General features: G+C 71.2%; 12 protein-coding genes and 1 pseudogene. 10 read left to right on the top strand and 3 right to left on the bottom strand.

Features of this window, described 5'->3' with window-relative positions; genetic code table 11:
* Window positions 1-19: 19 nt before the first annotated feature.
* Window positions 20-658, top strand: a complete 639-nt coding sequence (locus tag C464_RS01220) for an MBL fold metallo-hydrolase (RefSeq protein ID WP_006111656.1) — start codon at window positions 20-22, stop codon at window positions 656-658.
* Between the two features lie 132 nt (window positions 659-790).
* Here the strand turns inward: C464_RS01220 and C464_RS01215 are convergent, their stop codons facing one another.
* Entirely contained in the window at window positions 791-940 is a 150-nt protein-coding gene (locus tag C464_RS01215) for a 50S ribosomal protein L40e (RefSeq protein WP_006111655.1), read from the bottom strand.
* A gap of 141 nt (window positions 941-1,081) precedes the next feature.
* Window positions 1,082-1,351 (bottom strand): thioredoxin family protein, encoded by a 270-nt coding sequence (locus tag C464_RS01210; protein ID WP_006111654.1) that lies wholly within the window; start codon window positions 1,349-1,351, stop codon window positions 1,082-1,084.
* A gap of 237 nt (window positions 1,352-1,588) precedes the next feature.
* Between C464_RS01210 and C464_RS01205 the strand changes: the two genes are divergently transcribed.
* From C464_RS01205 to hisE, 3 genes are all read left to right on the top strand, one after another.
* Window positions 1,589-1,750: a preprotein translocase subunit Sec61beta gene (locus C464_RS01205; RefSeq protein WP_049910744.1), complete on the top strand. Its 162-nt coding sequence runs from the start codon at window positions 1,589-1,591 to the stop codon at window positions 1,748-1,750.
* Window positions 1,751-1,834: 84 nt separating this feature from the next.
* On the top strand, window positions 1,835-2,428 hold the full coding sequence (gene pdxT, locus C464_RS01200; RefSeq protein WP_006111652.1) for a pyridoxal 5'-phosphate synthase glutaminase subunit PdxT: 594 nt from the start codon (window positions 1,835-1,837) through the stop codon (window positions 2,426-2,428).
* Window positions 2,425-2,775 (top strand): phosphoribosyl-ATP diphosphatase, encoded by a 351-nt coding sequence (gene hisE / locus C464_RS01195; protein WP_006111651.1) that lies wholly within the window; start codon window positions 2,425-2,427, stop codon window positions 2,773-2,775. The genes pdxT and hisE overlap by 4 nt, the downstream gene beginning before the upstream one ends.
* A 27-nt stretch (window positions 2,776-2,802) precedes the next feature.
* Here the strand turns inward: hisE and C464_RS01190 are convergent, their stop codons facing one another.
* Complete coding sequence (locus C464_RS01190; RefSeq protein ID WP_006111650.1) at window positions 2,803-3,189, bottom strand: DUF2062 domain-containing protein; 387 nt, start codon at window positions 3,187-3,189, stop codon at window positions 2,803-2,805.
* Between the two features lie 116 nt (window positions 3,190-3,305).
* Between C464_RS01190 and C464_RS01185 the strand changes: the two genes are divergently transcribed.
* The 6 genes and pseudogenes from C464_RS01185 to C464_RS01160 all read left to right on the top strand — a co-directional run bounded on the left by C464_RS01185 (window position 3,306) and on the right by C464_RS01160 (window position 16,632).
* A complete protein-coding gene (locus C464_RS01185) occupies window positions 3,306-4,235 on the top strand; it encodes a glycerophosphodiester phosphodiesterase (RefSeq protein WP_049910743.1) in 930 nt (309 codons plus the stop codon).
* 68 nt (window positions 4,236-4,303) lie between these two features.
* A complete protein-coding gene (locus C464_RS01180; RefSeq protein ID WP_049910742.1) occupies window positions 4,304-6,580 on the top strand; it encodes a hypothetical protein in 2,277 nt (758 codons plus the stop codon).
* A 114-nt stretch (window positions 6,581-6,694) separates the two neighbouring features.
* A complete protein-coding gene (gene leuS, locus C464_RS01175; RefSeq protein ID WP_006111647.1) occupies window positions 6,695-9,367 on the top strand; it encodes a leucine--tRNA ligase in 2,673 nt (890 codons plus the stop codon).
* A gap of 70 nt (window positions 9,368-9,437) precedes the next feature.
* Window positions 9,438-10,849, top strand: a pseudogene (kynU, locus tag C464_RS01170) (kynureninase).
* Window positions 10,850-10,954: 105 nt separating this feature from the next.
* Window positions 10,955-13,594: a PAS domain-containing protein gene (locus tag C464_RS01165; RefSeq protein WP_006111645.1), complete on the top strand. Its 2,640-nt coding sequence runs from the start codon at window positions 10,955-10,957 to the stop codon at window positions 13,592-13,594.
* A 122-nt stretch (window positions 13,595-13,716) separates the two neighbouring features.
* A complete protein-coding gene (locus C464_RS01160; RefSeq protein ID WP_006111644.1) occupies window positions 13,717-16,632 on the top strand; it encodes a DEAD/DEAH box helicase in 2,916 nt (971 codons plus the stop codon).
* The last annotated feature ends 52 nt before the right edge of the window (window positions 16,633-16,684 follow it).

The following is a 16,684-nucleotide window of genomic DNA, read 5'->3' as shown; positions in this document are numbered from 1 at the left end:
TCCGCGAGCGAGTACGGTCATGGAGCCGATCACCGTCACCACGGACGCGGAGGAGTTCACCTGTAACGCGTACCTCGTCGTCGGCGACGAGACGACGCTCGTCGACGCCGGGACGATGCCGGGCGTGGACGACGTGGTCGCCGACGCGCTCGCCGACGCCGGCGTCGACGGCCTCGACCGCGTCGTGATCACGCACCAGCACCGCGACCACGTGGGCGAGCTCGACGCCGTGGTCGAGCGCTTCGACCCGGAGGTGCTCGCGTACGCCGATCACCCCCACCGCGACGCCGCGCTCGGAGACGGCGACGCGGTCCGCGTCGGCGACGAGGACTGCGAGGTCGTCTACACGCCGGGGCACGCCGACGACCACGTCGCGCTCGTCGGCGACGAGCGACTCTACTCCGGCGACGTGGTCGTCTACAACGACGGCGCGTTCGACGACGGCTCGTTCGGCCGGACCGACATGGCCGGCCAGTCGCGCGAGCGCCTGATCGAGAGCCTACACGAGATCCTCGACCGACTGCCGGACACCGCAGGGGCGATGTTCCCCGGCCACGGCGACGTCTACCGCGCCGCCGACGGCCCGGACACCCTCCGGGAAGTCATCGAGCGCGCGACCGACCGCGCCGAGCGCCGCGAGCCGAAGTACGACGACTGAACGCGGGTCGGGCGCGAGGTGCCGGTCGGCCCGGAGGGGAGGAATGGTAGGAGAGCCGAGAGAGAAGAGCACCGCTGTTCGAGGGAAGAGAACGGTCGCGAAAAGGGCCGAACGCGGCCCGGAGCGCGCCGATCAGGCCGCGCGGCGCTCGGTCGCCTTCGGGCGGAGCTTCGTGTAGCCGCACTTGCGGCAGCGCTCGGCCTCGGAGGCGTTGCGAGCGTTACAGCGCATACAGATCTGTCGGTCGAGCATGCGGCGTTCGGCGGCGTCGAATTTGGCCATACCCTCTCTGGGCGTGCGGTGCTGTAAAAGGTTGCGAGACGCCGCGGCTGGCGGTCGCGCGTCCGGAAGGCGACTCGCCGGCGGAGAAGTGACGCGAAACCGGCGGCCGCGGGGAAAGAGCGTTACCGAGCGAGACCGGGGTCAGGCGCCCGCTTCCGAGAGGGCGGCCTCGATGTCCTCGCGCTGCGTGACGCCGACGAAGCGGTCGACGACGCCGTCGTCGTTCTCGACGATGAGCGTCGGCAGCGAGCGGACCTGGTACTGGTTGGCGACGTCCTGCTCCTCGTCGACGTCGACTTTCTGGAGCTCGAACGCGTCGCCGAGGTCCTCCTGAATCTCCTCTAGGATGGGGTCTTGGGTCTTACACGGGCCGCACCACTCGGCGTGGAAGTCCAGCAGTCGGACGGTCATAGTCGGAGTCAACTACCGCCGGCCCGCGCATAAGGGTTTCCCACTTGTGCGTGTGCGGGTTCCACGCGGCCCGCACCCAGCGGCCTAACCGGGCGACCGCGCGGCGGCGACGGCGACCAGATCTCGGCGGGTGCGGAGAGGCAGCGACCTTATCCTGCCGACTGCGCGGCGACGGCGCTGACCGCGGTCCGAGCGGCGAACGAAACGTTTAGGACGCGTCGCAGTCCAGAAGTCGATATGAGTGGTTCCAACTCCGGCGGACTGATGTCCAGTGCGGGACTGGTCCGCTACTTCGAGAACGAGGACCGGAACGCCATCGCGATCGACCCCAAGACGGTCCTCGCGTTCTGCGTCCTCTTCGGCGTGTTCGTCCAGATCCTCTCGCTGACGGTCGCGTAACGCCCGCCACCGCTCCCGTTCTCCCGACGACCCACCCGGTCGCGTAGCGCGCCCTTTTTCCACGCGCCGGCCCCATCGATCCGTATGAAAGCAGGCGTCATCGCCGTTCAGGGCGACGTGGCCGAACACGCCGCCGCCGTCCGCAACGCCGCGGCCGCCCACGACGAGTCCGCGGAGGTCGTCGAGATCCGGGACTCCGGGACCGTGCCCGACTGCGACGTCCTCCTGATGCCGGGCGGGGAGTCGACGACCATCTCGCGGCTGATCCAGCGGGAGGGGATCGCGGCGGAGATCCGCGACCACGTCGCGGCCGGGAAGCCGATCCTCGCCACCTGCGCCGGGCTCATCGTCTGCTCGACCGACGCGAAGGACGACCGCGTCGAGCCGCTGGGGCTTGTCGACGTCTCCGTCGACCGCAACGCGTTCGGGCGACAGAAGGACTCCTTCGAGGCGAAGATCCCGGTCGACGGCCTCGACGACCCCTTCCATGCCGTGTTCATTCGCGCGCCGGCGATCGACGACGTGGGCGCGGGCGTCGAGACGCTCGCCGCGGTCGACGGTCGCCCGGTCGCGGTGCGCGACGGGCCGGTCGTCGCCACCGCGTTCCACCCGGAGCTCACCGACGACCCGCGGATCCACGACCTCGCCTTCTTCCCCGATCGGGAGGTGCTCGCGTGAGCGACTCGACCGAGGAGGAGGCGACCTCGGGCGGGCCGGACGAGGAGGCGTCTGACGTCCCGAGCGAGGCGGTCCTCGACGAGCTGTTCGCCACCATCGAGTCGCGGCGGGAGGAGCTCCCCGAAGGGTCGTACACCGCCTCCCTCTTCACCCACGAGAAGGGCGAGAACGCCGTCTTAGAGAAGATCGGCGAGGAGACGACGGAGGCGATCCTCGCGGCGAAAGACGACGACCGCGAGGAGCTCACCTACGAGAGCGCCGACCTCGTCTACCACCTGCTCGTGCTGTTCGCGATGAAAGACCTCGGCGTCGACGACCTGCGCGAGGAGCTCCGCGAGCGGTTCTGAGAGGCCGCGGAGGCCGCCGACCGGAGGCTACCGCTCCCGTTCGAGTTCGCGGTCGATCTCGTCGAGCTCCTCGGTCTCTAACTCCTCGCCGATCCGGCGCTCGAACTCCGCCTCGCTGATCTGCCCCTCGACGTACTGCTGTCGGAGGCGGTCCTGCCGGCTGCTCCCGGCGTCGGCCGAGGTCGACCGGGAGGAGCCCGAGCCGAGCGAGTCCATCGACGGCGAGTCGTCGCCTCCGAGGAGCCACGAGCCGGTCTTATACGCGACGTAGGCGATCCCCGCCAGCACCGCGAGCGAGACGATCCCGGAGATGACCGTGGATACGAGAGTCAACAGGGCGGATGCGACGACGCTGACCCCGATCAACACCGCGATCGCGATCGCCGCGTAGTAGAGGACCTTCTTCCCGTCCATGCGCCGAAGTCGGGCGGCCGCCCGCAAATACCTTCTCCCGCGGGCGACGCCGCCCGGTTCGGTCCGCGCCCACGGACTTTTGTCCGTGGCTCCGAACGTCACGGCCGGAGCCCGCCGTGAACGACGTCGACCCGCCCGAATCCGACGCAAGGTCGAGAGCGACCCGCAGAGCGGTGCTCCGGCGCGGCGGGTCGCTCGGGGTCGGCGCGGTCGCGGCGGCCGGGTCGACCGCGCTGGCCGGCTGCGCCACCCGCAGGAGCGACGATGACGCCGAAGGGGGCGGTACGAACGGTCCCCCACTCATCGCGCACCGCGGCTTCGCGGCCGAACACCCGGAGAACACGGTCGCGGCGGTCGAGGCGGCGACGGCCGTCGTCGACCGGATCGAGCTCGACGTGCGCCGCTGCGGGACGGGCGAGCTCGTCGTCTTCCACGACGCGACGCTGGGGCGGGTGACGGACGCGACCGGTCGCGTCGACCGGACCTCGGCGGACCGGCTCGCGGAGCTCTCGGTCGAGGGGTCGGGGGAACCCGTGCCGACGCTCGCGCGGGCGCTCGACGCCGTGCCGGCGGACGCGTGGGTCCTGCTCGACCTGAAGGAACGGGGCGTCGCGGCCGACGCGGTCGCGGCCGGCGCGGCGCGCGACCACGACCTCGCCGTCACCGCCGACGACCCCGCGGTGATCGAGGCGGCGGCCGCGGCCGACCCGACAGTACCGACCGTCTACGGCGTCCGCGAGTCCGTCCCGGCGCGGCTCCTCCGACCGGTCATTCCGGGGGGACGAGGCGGAGTCACGGTCCCGGAGTGGGCGTACCCGCCGCAGGACGTGGCGGGGATGATCGAGACGGCGAGCGAGTCGGGCTGTGCGGCGGTGTCGCCGCGGTACGAGCTCTGCCTCCGAACGGACATCGTCTCGCGGGCCGCGGACGCCGGACTCCGGGTGTTCCCGTGGACGGTCACCTTGGACCGGGAGTACGAGGCGGTCGCGGCCGCCGGCGTCGACGCCGTCGTGTCGGACATCTCTCCGGCCGGTCGGGGGACGTGACAGCCGAGCGGAACGAGAGCTCGCCGCCGGCAGAAGTGTTATTCGTCCGGCTCTCGTCGCCCGTGACCATGGATCGGGACGCCGACGCCGACGGCGGCGCGAACGGGGTCGAACCGGGCGACGGGTCCGACGGGTCGCCCGCGAAGGGCGTCGACCGCCGGACCGTCCTCGGCGCGCTCGCGGGGGCCGGAAGCGCCGCGGCGGCCGGCTGCTCCGGCTCGAAGCCGAGCGACGCGTCGACGACCGGGCTCGGCCCCGACCGGCTCGACGAGCTCGCGGCGCGGTTCGCGCCGACGCTGTACTTCGACACCGCCGAGCCGTGGTATCCGACCGACCCGCGGCCGTACGCGACCGAGGAGGACGGCGAGACGGTCGTCGACGGGTTCGCCGCGTTCGACGGCTACCACGAGCGGTACGACGAGGCGGGCGAGCCGCCGGACCCGACGGTGTTCTACAACGGGATGCGGTACGAGGACTCCCCGCTGGCGGTCGTCCAGTTCTGGCTCTACTCCGCGTTCGACCAGTTCACCGCGAACTTCCACTGGCACGACTGGGAGGTGCTCCACGTCTTCGTCGACCTCGACACGGGCGAGCCGCAGCTGTACGTCGCCAGCTCGCACTCCCGGAGCGTCCCGAACAACGAGTTCCTCGACCCGGACCCCGAGGTCGTCCCGCGGATCCTCCCCGAACTCGGCTCGCACTCCAGCACGCTCTCGGTCAACGAGGCGGCCGACAGCTTCCAGCGCGTCGGAGAGGCGGGACTGCTCGCGGACATCACGAACACGACGATAGACACCGTCGAGGACCTGCTGGGGATCCCGATCGCCTACGGCCTCCCCCGCGACGAGGGGGCGCGGCTCCCGTTCGTCGTCCCCGAGTACGAGGGCGAGCCGATCTACGAGCACCCGGACCTGCCGTCGGTCTCCGAGGAGTCGCTGGTCGACGGCGCGCTGGCGATCCGCTCGCTCAACGCGCTCCGGTCGCCGCCGACCGACCTGCCGCTCCGCGAGACCGGAATCGCCTTCCGGCACGCCGAGCGGCCGGCCGACGGCGAGGACGCCGCGCTCGCCGACGAGGTCGCCGAGTCGGTCGTCGAGTACGAGCTGGTGGAGAGCGCCGAACTGGAGGACATCGCGGCGTTCACGGGCCCGCAGCTCAGCTTCGAGTTCGCGGTGCCGCAGGCCGTCGAGGACGCCGTCGCGAGCCACATCACCACCACCGGCGTCCCGTGGGAGCAGCCCCGCTACGAGAACCCCGCGCTCGACGTCACCGCCGGGAACCACCGGTCGGAGATGGCGGCCCGGTACGACGCCATCGCCGACGACCCGTCGTTCGCCGACGACGCGGCCGGCGCGCTCGACGCCGTCGTCGCCCGCGTCACGACGGCGACGGAGACCGACGAGGCCCCCGACGGCGAGGGACTGACGACGACGGAGTCGACCGTCGAGTCGGTCGCCCTGATCGAGAGCGACCCCGAGGCGGTGCCGACGTTCGCCGGCGGCGTGGCGGTCGCGAACGGCGTCCCCGAGGGCGACCACCGGTTCACGGTCAACGCCGCCGGCCAAGCGCCGCACAGCGAGCGCCTGACCGTCTCTGCGGACGAGTCGGTGACGACCGCGGGCGTCGAGGGCGAGGTCCCGCTCGTCGCCCGCGAGAGCGCCCGGAAGGTCGAGCTCTCCGACGAGGACAGCGACGTCGACCTGACCCGGACCGCGGTGGAGGACGACTTCGCCGGGCGGATCTACGACTCCGCGATCGACGGGAGCGACGCCGTCTACGTCCACGGCGGCGGCGCGTACACGACGGAGGTCCGCGACGCCGACGACGAGGTCGGCGCGTACCGGGTCAACCCCGATCCGTCGGCGTCGGGAGACGGCGGGAGCGACGACTCGGACGCCGACGGCGGCGACCCGATCCGGATCGAGCGCCCGGAGACCGGAGCGGCCCCGCTCGCCGGCTACGTCGCCGACGTGGCCGAGGAGACGCGCGCGGCGGTCGCGGCCGCGGCGGCCGAGAGCGACGACGGCGACGACGACGCTGGCGGCGGGAGCGGAGGCGGAGGCAACGGCGGCGACGGCGGCCCGTCGAACGCGGTCAACGGGCTCGAGCGGGCGCTGGCCGCCGCGGTCGACGCCGCGGAGCGGGCCGAGGAACGTGCCCGCGAGGGCGACGCCGAGGGGACGGAGCGCCAGCTGGCGAACGTGCTCGACCGGATCGCCCGGATCGAGGAGCGGCTCGCGGCCGCGCGCGAGGGGCTCCCGCCCGGGCTCGCGAACGCGACCGGAAAGCGGGTCGAGCAGGCGACCCGCCGGGTCGAACAGGCCCAGAACTCCGAGAAACTGTAGGCGTTCGGAGCGGTCCCGGCGGCGACGCGCTCGCCGCCCGCGAGGCGGTGTGGCACGGCGCACCACTGGATGGAAAGCTATACGACGCCGACCCGACCACGAGTATATAAGCAGATGTCTCAGGAGGGATACGACCACGCGACGGTCGAAGAACGCTGGCAGGAGGCGTGGGACGACGCCGACGTGTACCGCGTCCCGGACGACGCGGACGACCCGACGTACGTCCTCGGCATGTACCCGTACCCGTCCGGGAAGCTCCACATGGGCCACGTCCGAAACTACACGATCACCGACGCGTACGCCCGCTACCGGCGGATGCGCGGCGACGACGTCCTCCACCCGATGGGGTGGGACGCGTTCGGCCTGCCCGCCGAGAACGCCGCGAAGGAGCGAGACACCAACCCCCGCGACTGGACGTTCGACTGTATCGACACGATGCGGGGCCAGATGAAGTCGATGGGGTTCGGCTACGACTGGGACCGCGAGGTCACCACCTGTACGCCCGACTACTACCGGTGGAACCAGTGGCTGTTCGGCCGCTTCCGCGACGCCGGCCTCGTCGAGCGCCGCGACGCCGAGGTGAACTGGTGTCCCTCCTGCGAGACCGTCCTCGCCGACGAGCAGGTCGAGGGGGACGCGGAGCTGTGCTGGCGGTGTGACACCCCCGTCGAGACCCGCGAGCTCGACCAGTGGTTCCTGAAGATAACCGAGTACGCGGACGAGCTGCTGGAGGCCATCGACGAGCTGGAGGGGTGGCCCGACTCCGTCCGACAGATGCAGCGCAACTGGATCGGCCGGCAGTACGGCAGCGAGGTCGACTTCGAAATCGAGGGCCACGGTCCCACTACCGCGTTCACGACCCGGATCGACACCATCCACGGCGCGACGTTCTTCGCGATCGCCCCCGACCACCCGATCGCCGAGGAGCTGGCCGAGGAGGACGCCGACGTCCGGCGATTCGTCGAGGAGGAGGCCGACCCCGACGGCGACGAGCCGAACGGCGTCGAGACCGGCCTCACCGCGACCAACCCGGTCACGGGCGAGGAGATCCCCGTCTACGTCGCCGACTTCGTCCTCTCGGACGTGGGGACGGGCGCGCTGATGGCCGTGCCCGGCCACGACGAGCGCGACCACGCGTTCGCGACGGAGAAGGGCGTCGAGATCCGCCCCGTGATCGCGCCGGAGCCGGACGACTGGGACGGCGAGACCGTCCCGGACGCCCCGGACGTGGAGGACGCCGCGTTCACCGACGACGGGGTCGTGATCGACTCCGGCGAGTACAGCGGCCTCGGCAGCGAGACCGCGCGCGAGCGGATCACGGCCGACACCGAGGGCGCGAGCGAGACGACGCAGTACCGCCTGCGCGACTGGGGCATCTCCCGCCAGCGCTACTGGGGGACGCCGATCCCGATCGTCCACTGCGACGACTGCGGCGCGGTCCAGGTCCCCGACGAGGACCTGCCGGTCGAACTGCCGGAGTTCATCAACACGACCGGGAACCCGCTGGACGCCGCCGACGAGTGGCAGGAGACGACCTGCCCCGACTGCGGCGGCCCCGCGACCCGCGAGACGGACACGATGGACACGTTCGTCGACTCCTCGTGGTACTTCCTGCGGTACGTCTCGCCCGACCTGACGGACGCTCCCTTCGATCCCGACCGCGCGAACGACTGGATGCCGGTCGACCAGTACGTCGGCGGGATCGAACACGCCGTGATGCACCTGCTGTACTCGCGGTTCTTCACCAAGGTGCTCGCCGACGAGGAGGGGCTCGACCACCGCGAGCCGTTCACGAACCTACTGGCGCAGGGGATGGTCCAGCTGGAGGGCGAGAAGATGTCCAAGTCGAAGGGGAACGTCGTCTCGCCGCAGCGGATCGTCGACGAGTACGGGGCCGACACCGCGCGGCTGTTCATGATGGAGGCCGCCCAGCCCGAGCGCGACTTCGACTGGTCCGAGGAGGGCGTCAGGTCCACCCACCGGTTCCTGACCCGCCTCAGCGACCTCGTCGAGGCGTACGCCGCCGGCGAGGCGGCGACGGCCGACCCCGACGCCGGCCGCGACACCATCGACGACTACGTCGCCGACGAGACCGACGCCGCGGTCGCCATCGCCGGCGCGGAGTACGACGACCTGACGTTCAACGTGGCGCTGCGGGAGGCGCAGGAGCTGGTCCGCACCCTGCGGAGCTACCGCGGGCACGCCGACCCGCACCCGGCCGTCTTCGAGCGCGGCGTCGACGTCGCGGTCCGCCTGCTCGCGCCCGTCGCGCCCCACCTCGCCGAGGAGCTGTGGGAGACGCTCGGGCGCGACGGCTTCGTCGCGGAGGCCGACTGGCCGACCGCGAGCGTCGACCGCGAGACGGTCGAGCGACGGCGGCGGCTGGTGGCGAACACCCGGGAGGACGTGCGCGACATCGTCGAGGTCGCCGGGATCGACGACCCCGAGCGGATCGACGTGGTCGTCGCGCCCGACTGGAAGTACGACGCGCTGGAGATCGCGATCGACAGCGACGCCGACAACCTGATCTCGGAGCTGATGGCCGAGAGCCACATCCGCGAGCGGGGCGACGACGCCGCCTCGTACGGGCAGGACCTCCAAGCGAACCGCGAGGCGCTCCGCGAGACGCTCGACGGCGACGCCGAGTACGACGCCCTGCGCGCGGCCGCGTGGCTGATCGAGCGCGAATTCGACGCGCCCGTCCGCGTCGAGCGCGCCGCGGACGCAGACGAGGGCGTCGTCAGCAAGGCGGAACCGGGCCGGCCCGCGATAGACATCGTCGAGTAGCCCGCTCCGCGGCCCCGGGAAACTCGGCCGACCCCGGTAACGATTAGTCGCCGGCGCGGTGTCTTCGTGTATGGACGATCCGTACGCTCCCGCCCGGGAGGCGCTCGCGGGCGAGGGGCTCGGCGGCGACGGCGCGGCGGCCGACACCGACCCCGCGGTGCTCNGGTGCTCGCCGCCCGCCTCGACGAGAGCGACCCGCTCGCGTCGTTCGCGGACCGCTACCGAGTCCCCGACGACGTGCTCTACATGGACGGGAACTCGCTCGGCCCCGCGAGCGACGCCGCCCTCGCGAGCCTCGACCGCGTGGTCGACGAGTGGCGCGACCTGCTGATCGCCGGGTGGACCGACGCCGACCCGCCGTGGTTCGGCGTCGGCGAACGGCTCGGCGACGCGCTCGCCCCGCTGGTGGGCGCGTCGCCGAGCGAGGTGGTCGTCGGCAACTCGATCACAGTGAACGTCCACACGCTCGTCGGGACGTTCCTCGACGAGCTGCTGGCCGGGAACGGCCCGGAACGCGAGGGGGTCGCGGCCGCGGACGGGAGCTGGGACCCCGCGGTCGAGCCCGCGGTCCTCGTCAACGAGCTCGACTTCCCCTCCGACCACTACGCGCTCCGGGCGCAGCTGCGGCAACGCGGAATCGACCCGGACGAGAAGCTCCGGGTCGTTCCGAGCCGCGACGGGCGGACGATCGACCCCCGCGACGTCGAGGCCGCGCTGGCGGCGCACGACGACGTCGGGATCGTCTTCATGCCGACCGCGCTGTACCGGTCGGGACAGCTGTTCGACGTCGAGCGGATCGCGGCGGCCGCCCACGAGGCGGGCGCGTACGCCGGCTTCGACGCGGCCCACTCGGCGGGCGCGGTCCCGCACGAGTTCGACGCGGCCGGCGTCGACTTCGCGGTGTGGTGCACGTACAAGTACCTCAACGCCGGTCCCGGGTCGATCGGCGCGCTGTTCGTCGCCGAGCGCCACCACGGGCTCGACCCCGCCCTCGCGGGGTGGTGGGGCCACGAGAAGGCGACGCAGTTCGAGATGAACATGACCTTCACCGCGGCCGACTCCGCCGGCGCGTGGCAGATCGGCACGCCGCCGCTGCTCTCGGCCGCGCCGCTTGAGGGGTCGGTCGAGCTCCTACGCGAGGCCGGGATCGACCGCTTGCGGGCGAAGTCGCTCGCGCTCACCGACTTCCTCATCGCCCTCGTCGACGATCGGCTTCCGGCGGTGTCGGTCGGAACGCCCCGCGAGCACGCCGCCCGCGGCGGCCACGTCGCCCTCGAACACCCGGACGGAGAACGGCTGAGCGCGGCGCTCAACGACCGGGGCGTAATCGTCGACTTCCGCCCGCCGAACGTGGTCCGCGTCTGCCCGGCCGCGCCGTACACCGCCTTCGCCGACGTGCTGGAAGTCGTCGACGAGATCGAGGCGATCCTCGACGCGGACGCCCACGAGGCGTACGCGACGAGCGAGGGCGGCGTGACGTAGCGGTCGCGACGAGCGGAGGGGGTGAACGGGGGCGACCGAGGACGTTTTCGCGTCGAGATCCGTAGTGTTATCAGCCGACACGACGTGCGTCTTACAATTAGGACAATGGGAAAAGGGTCACAGTCGACCGGCGGTGCGGATCGGTTCGAGACCGGCGGTGACGAGGTGAAAAGCGCCTACGAGGCGATGTTCCGTGAGGCGGACGACGCGATATTCCTCGTCGACGTCGCGCGGACCGACGGCGAGTACACGTTCACGTTCAAACAGAACAACGCCGCCTACCAGCGACAGACCGGCCTGACCGAGGACGCGATGTTCGGAAAGACCCCGCGGGAGCTCCTCGGCGAGGAACAGGGGGCCGCGGTCGAAGCGAACTACCGCCGGTGCGTCGAGCGGGGGACGACGATCGAGTACGAGGAACGGCTCGACTTCCCGGGCGGCACGAGCGACTGGCAGACCAAGCTGACGCCGGTCACCGACGACGGAGAAGTGACGCAACTCGTCGGGGTCGCCCGCGACATCACGGAACAGAAGGAGCGGGACCGGGAGTACCGACGCACGCACCGACGGTTCCGGACCGTCTTGGAGACGATGTCCGCCGCGGTGTTCCTGAAGGACACCGAGGGGCGATACCTCCTGATGAACCAGGCGTGCCGCGATCTGTTCGACGTCGACGGGGACCCCGTCGGGATGACCGACGCGGACCTCTTCCCGGAGGTCGTCGCGGCGGAGGCGCGCGCGGACGACCGCCGGGTCGTCGAGGACGGCGAACGGATCGAGATCGAGGAGACGATTCCGACTGCCGCCGGGGAGAGCGTTCGGTTGACGCGGAAGTCTCCCGTGTACGACGAGGCGGGAGAGATACGCGGTGTGTGCGGCGTCTCGACGGACATCACCGAACGGCGGGAGCGGGAGCGAGCGCTCCAACGGATCAAAGACCGGCTCGAACTCGCGGTCGAGGGCGCGCAGATCGGGGTCTGGGACTGGGACATGAGAACCGACGAGGTCGAGTTCAACGACCAGTGGGCCCGGATGTTGGGCCACTCGACCGACGAGATCGAACCGCACATCGACGCGTGGGAGCGGCGCGTTCACCCCGAGGACCTCGGGTCCGTCGAGGACGCCCTGTCGAGCCACGTGGCCGGCGAGACGGAGTTCTACGACACGGAACACCGGATGCGCACCGCGGCGGGCGAGTGGAAGTGGATCCGGAGCGTCGGAAAGGTCGTCGAGCGCGACGGAGAGGGGGAGCCGGTCCGCGCGGTCGGGATCCACCTCGACGTCGACGAGCAGAAGCGACGCGAGGCGGAGCTGATGCGGACGCGACGGGTCATCGAGCGGACACAGGAGAGCGCGTCGATCGGCTGGTGGGAGGTCGATCTGACCGAGGAGTCGCTCACGTGGAGCGACGAGGTGTACCGGATCCACGAGGTCCCGACGGACGAGTCGGTCGAGATAGGCGACGGGGTGGCGTTTTACCACCCGGACGACAGGGAGACGATCGAGGCGGCGTTCGACCGGCTGATCGAGGACGGCGAGTCGTACGACCTCGAACTCCGGATCATGACGGAGACCGACCGGACCCGGTGGGTCAGAACGGTCGGGGACCCGCAGTACGACGAGAACGGAGAGATCGTCGGCGCGTTGGGGCTGTTCCAAGACATCACGGAGCGGAAAGAGTACGAACGGGCCATCGAGTCGACGCGCGAGGAGCTCCGGAAGATCATCGACCTCGTGCCGGACCTCGTGTTCGCGAAGAACCGCGAGGGCGAGTACCTCTTGGCCAACGAGGCGACCGCCGCGGCGTACGGGCGGACGCCGGCGGACGTCGAGGGGAAGTCCGAGGGCGAGATCATTCCGGACGCCGACGACTCCGCGGAGTTCCGACAGGACGACGTGGAGGTGATCGAGTCGGGCGAGCCCAAGACGATCGGGGAGGAGACGCTGACCACGGCCGCCGGAGAGACGCGGATCTTACAGACGACGAAGATCCCGTACGAGCTGTCCGAGACGGGCGAAGACGCCGTGTTGGGGTACGCCCGCGACGTGACCGAGCTCAAGCGGTACGAGCGGACGCTCGAAGAGCAGCGGGACACCCTCATGCTGCTCAACCAGGTCGTCCGCCACGACATCCGAAACCAGCTGATGGTGGTCGAGTCGTACACCGGACTGCTCGAGGACTCGCTCACAGACGAGCAGAGCCGGACGTACGCGCGAACGGTCATCGAGGCGGCGAAGCAGGCGGCCGACATCACGGAGACCGCCAAGGACGTCACCGACGTGCTGTTGCAGGTCGGCGTCGAGCAGACGCCGATGCGCATCCAGACGGAGCTCAACAGACAGATCGAGCAGGTCCGCGCGGATCAGGACCGCGCGACGGTGGCCGTCGAGGGCGCGATCCCCGACGCGACCGTGATGGCCGACGACCTGTTGGAGGCGGTGTTCCGCAACCTGCTGACCAACGCGGTCGTCCACAACGACAAGGAGGTTGCGGAGATCACGGTCTCGGCCGAGGCGACGGACGGCGCCGTGCGCGTGTCGATCGCGGACAACGGCCCCGGGATCGCGGACGACCACAAGGAGCAGATATTCCAAGAGGGCGAGAAGGGACTGGAGACGGGCGGAACCGGGATCGGCCTCTACCTCGTCAAGACGCTCGTCGACAAGTACGACGGCGACGTGTGGGTTGAGGACAACGAGCCGACCGGGAGCGTGTTCGTCGTCGAACTGCGCCGCGCCGACTGACCGGGCGCGCCGGCCGACGCTGCGCCGCCGACGGCGGCCCGGCAGGCCGGCGACCGCCGCGTCCGGATCTCGCACAGCGACGGGCTTAATCGCCCGAGCGCCCAACCAAGAACGATCACAGCATGGCTGAACCGTCGGGGATGGACGCGTTCGCGCACCTCGGGAGCGAGGTCCGCGCGGCGCTCTCGGAACAGGGGTTCTCGACGCCGACGGAGCCCCAGCGGGAGGCGATCCCGCCGCTCGCGGCCGGCGAGAACGCCCTCGTCCTCGCCCCGACGGGCACCGGGAAGACGGAGACCGCGATGTTGCCCATCTTCGACGCGATCGTCGACGCCCGCGACGCCCCGGGCGACCCGCCGCGAGAGGGGATCTCAGCGCTGTACATCACGCCGCTCCGCGCGCTCAACCGCGACATGATGGACCGGCTGGAGTGGTGGGGCGACCGGCTCGGCGTCGAGGTCGCGGTGCGCCACGGCGACACGACGCAGTACGAGCGCTCGAAGCAGGCCGACGACCCGCCGGACGTGCTGATCACGACGCCGGAGAGCCTTCAGGCGATCCTCACCGGCTCGAAGATGCGGGTCGCGTTGGAGGACGTCGCGCACGTCGTCATCGACGAGGTCCACGAGCTCGCCGCCGCGAAGCGCGGCGCGCAGCTCACGGTCGGCCTCGAACGCCTCCGCCGCGTCGCGGGGCCGTTCCAGCGGGTCGGCCTCTCGGCGACGGTCGGCGACCCCGAGGAGGTCGGGCGGTTCCTCGTCGGGACGGGCACCCGCGACCCGGACCGCCCCGGCGACCGCGGGTTCGAGACCGTCGAGGTCGCGGCCGGGACGCGGACCGACGTGCGCGTCCTCGACCCGGATATCACCGACCGCGACGCGACGCTGGCCGGCGAGCTCGCGGTCGACGAGACGACCGCGAGCCACGTCCGGACGATCCGCGGGATCGTCGCGGACCACGAGTCGACGCTGATCTTCGTCAACACGCGGCAGACGGCGGAGGCGCTCGGCTCGCGGTTCAAGACGCTCGCCGAGAAGGAACGTGATCGCGGAACCGAAGATCCCACCGAGATCGAGCTCCACCACGGCTCGCTCTCGAAGGAGGTCCGGATCGACGTGGAAGACCGGTTCAAGTCGGGCGACCTCGACGGGCTCGTCTGTACCTCCTCGATGGAGCTCGGCATCGACGTGGGGCGCGTCGACCACGTGGTCCAGTACGGGAGCCCGCGCGAGGTCGCCCGCCTGCTCCAGCGCGTCGGGCGCGCCGGCCACCGTCGCGACCTCGTCTCCGAGGGGACGGTCGTGACGCAGGGCGGCGACGACACGCTGGAGGCGCTGGCAATCGCGCGCCGCGCCGGCGAGGAGCTCGTCGAGCCCGCCGACATCCACCACGGCAGCCTCGACACGGTCGCCAACCAGATCGTCGGCCTCGTGATGGACGAGGGGGAGATCCACGCACGGGAGGCATATCAGACCGTCACGGACGCGTACCCGTTCGCGGACCTCTCCGAGCCGGAGTTCCAAGAGGTCGTCCGCGAACTCGACGGGAACCGGCTCCTGTGGCTCGACGAGGAGACGGACACGCTCGAGAAGTCGGGGGGCACGTGGCAGTACTTCTACGCGAACCTCTCGATGATCCCCGACGAGTCCACCTACGAGGTGTACGACATGTCCTCGCGGCGGGGGATCGGGACCTTAGACGAGCAGTTCGTCGTCAACTTCGCCGGCCCGGGCGAGACGTTCGTTCAGCGCGGCGAGATGTGGCGGATCACGGAGATCGACGAGGAGGAGGAGCGCGTGAACGTGACGCCGATCCCCGACCCGACCGGCGAGGTCCCGTCGTGGGTGGGCCAAGAGATCCCCGTCCCGAGGCCCGTCGCCGAGGAGGTCGGACGGATCCGCGGCGAGGCCGCGGCCGCGCTCGACGCCGGGTCCACCCCGGCGGCGGTCGCCGCCGACCTCGCCGAGCGCTATCCGACGGACGAGGAGACGGTCGCGGCCGCGCTGAAGTCGGTCGTCGACCACGTCGACGCCGGCCACCCCGTCCCGACCGACGACCGGATCGTGATCGAGGGGAGCGCCCGCACCGTCGCGGTCAACGCCGCCTTCGGCCACGAGGTCAACGAGACGCTCGCGCGGCTGCTCGCGGCGCTCGTCGGCCAGCGCGCCGGCTCGTCGGTCGGGATGGACGTCGACCCCTATCGGATCGAGTTCGAGGTCCCGAACGGCGTCTCCCCCGGGACCTTCCGCGAGGTGTTGGAGACGACCGACCCGGACCGCCTGGAGGCGTACCTCGAACTCGCCGTCAAGAAGTCGGACGCGCTGAAGTTCACGCTCGCGCAGGTCGCCGCGAAGTTCGGCGCGGTCAAGCGCTACCGCGAGGGGCGGGGCCGGTTCGGCGGCGACCGCCTGCTCGCGGCCCTCGAAGACACGCCGGTCTACGACGAGGCGCTCCGGGAGGTGTTCCACGCCGACCTCGCGGTGCCGGAGACGGCCGACCTGCTCGCCGCGGTCCGAGACGGCTCCCGCGAGCTCGCGATCGCCCGCGAGCGCACGCCGCTCGGCACGGCGGGTCGCTCGGCCGGCACGGAGTTCCTCGTCCCCGACAACGCCGACGCCGACGTGATCGAGACCGTCAGAGAACGGATTCGGGACGACCGCGTCATCCTCTTTTGCCTCCACTGCGCCGACTGGAGGCACACGACGAAGGTCCGGCGCGTCCGCGACCAGCCGGAGTGTCCGGAGTGCGGGTCCACCCGGGTCGCGGCGCTGAACCCGTGGGACGACGAGACGGTCGCCGCGGTGCGCGCGCCGGAGAAGGACGACGAGCAGGAGCGCCGCACCGAGCGCGCGCACCGCGCCGCGAGCCTCGTCCAGACGCACGGGAAACGGGCGGTGATCGCGCTGGCCGCCCGCGGCGTCGGCCCCCACAACGCCGCGCGGATCATCAACAAGCTCCGCGAGGACGAAGACGAGTTCTACCGCGACGTGCTCCGACAGGAGCGCGAATACGCGCGCACGCAGTCGTTCTGGGACTGATCGGGACCGGCGCCTCCGTTCGGACTCCCGTTTTTAAGTATCGGACGACCAA

This window comes from Halorubrum coriense DSM 10284, from assembly GCF_000337035.1.
In the GTDB taxonomy this organism is placed as follows: Archaea; Halobacteriota; Halobacteria; order Halobacteriales; family Haloferacaceae; genus Halorubrum; species Halorubrum coriense.
The sequence above is the reverse complement of the archived record's forward strand: the minus strand, read 5'-3'. Positions and strand labels throughout refer to the sequence as shown.

What these genes read in the sequence shown, in the direction of transcription:
- C464_RS01180 (WP_049910742.1), top strand. Translation starts at nt 4,304, where the DNA reads ATGGATCGGGACGCCGACGCCGACGGCGGCGCGAACGGGGTCGAACCG.
- C464_RS01205 (WP_049910744.1), top strand. Translation starts at nt 1,589, where the DNA reads ATGAGTGGTTCCAACTCCGGCGGACTGATGTCCAGTGCGGGACTGGTC.
- leuS (WP_006111647.1), top strand. Translation starts at nt 6,695, where the DNA reads ATGTCTCAGGAGGGATACGACCACGCGACGGTCGAAGAACGCTGGCAG.
- C464_RS01215 (WP_006111655.1), bottom strand. Translation starts at nt 940, where the DNA reads ATGGCCAAATTCGACGCCGCCGAACGCCGCATGCTCGACCGACAGATC.
- C464_RS01165 (WP_006111645.1), top strand. Translation starts at nt 10,955, where the DNA reads ATGGGAAAAGGGTCACAGTCGACCGGCGGTGCGGATCGGTTCGAGACC.
- C464_RS01210 (WP_006111654.1), bottom strand. Translation starts at nt 1,351, where the DNA reads ATGACCGTCCGACTGCTGGACTTCCACGCCGAGTGGTGCGGCCCGTGT.
- C464_RS01160 (WP_006111644.1), top strand. Translation starts at nt 13,717, where the DNA reads ATGGCTGAACCGTCGGGGATGGACGCGTTCGCGCACCTCGGGAGCGAG.
- C464_RS01220 (WP_006111656.1), top strand. Translation starts at nt 20, where the DNA reads ATGGAGCCGATCACCGTCACCACGGACGCGGAGGAGTTCACCTGTAAC.
- C464_RS01190 (WP_006111650.1), bottom strand. Translation starts at nt 3,189, where the DNA reads ATGGACGGGAAGAAGGTCCTCTACTACGCGGCGATCGCGATCGCGGTG.
- pdxT (WP_006111652.1), top strand. Translation starts at nt 1,835, where the DNA reads ATGAAAGCAGGCGTCATCGCCGTTCAGGGCGACGTGGCCGAACACGCC.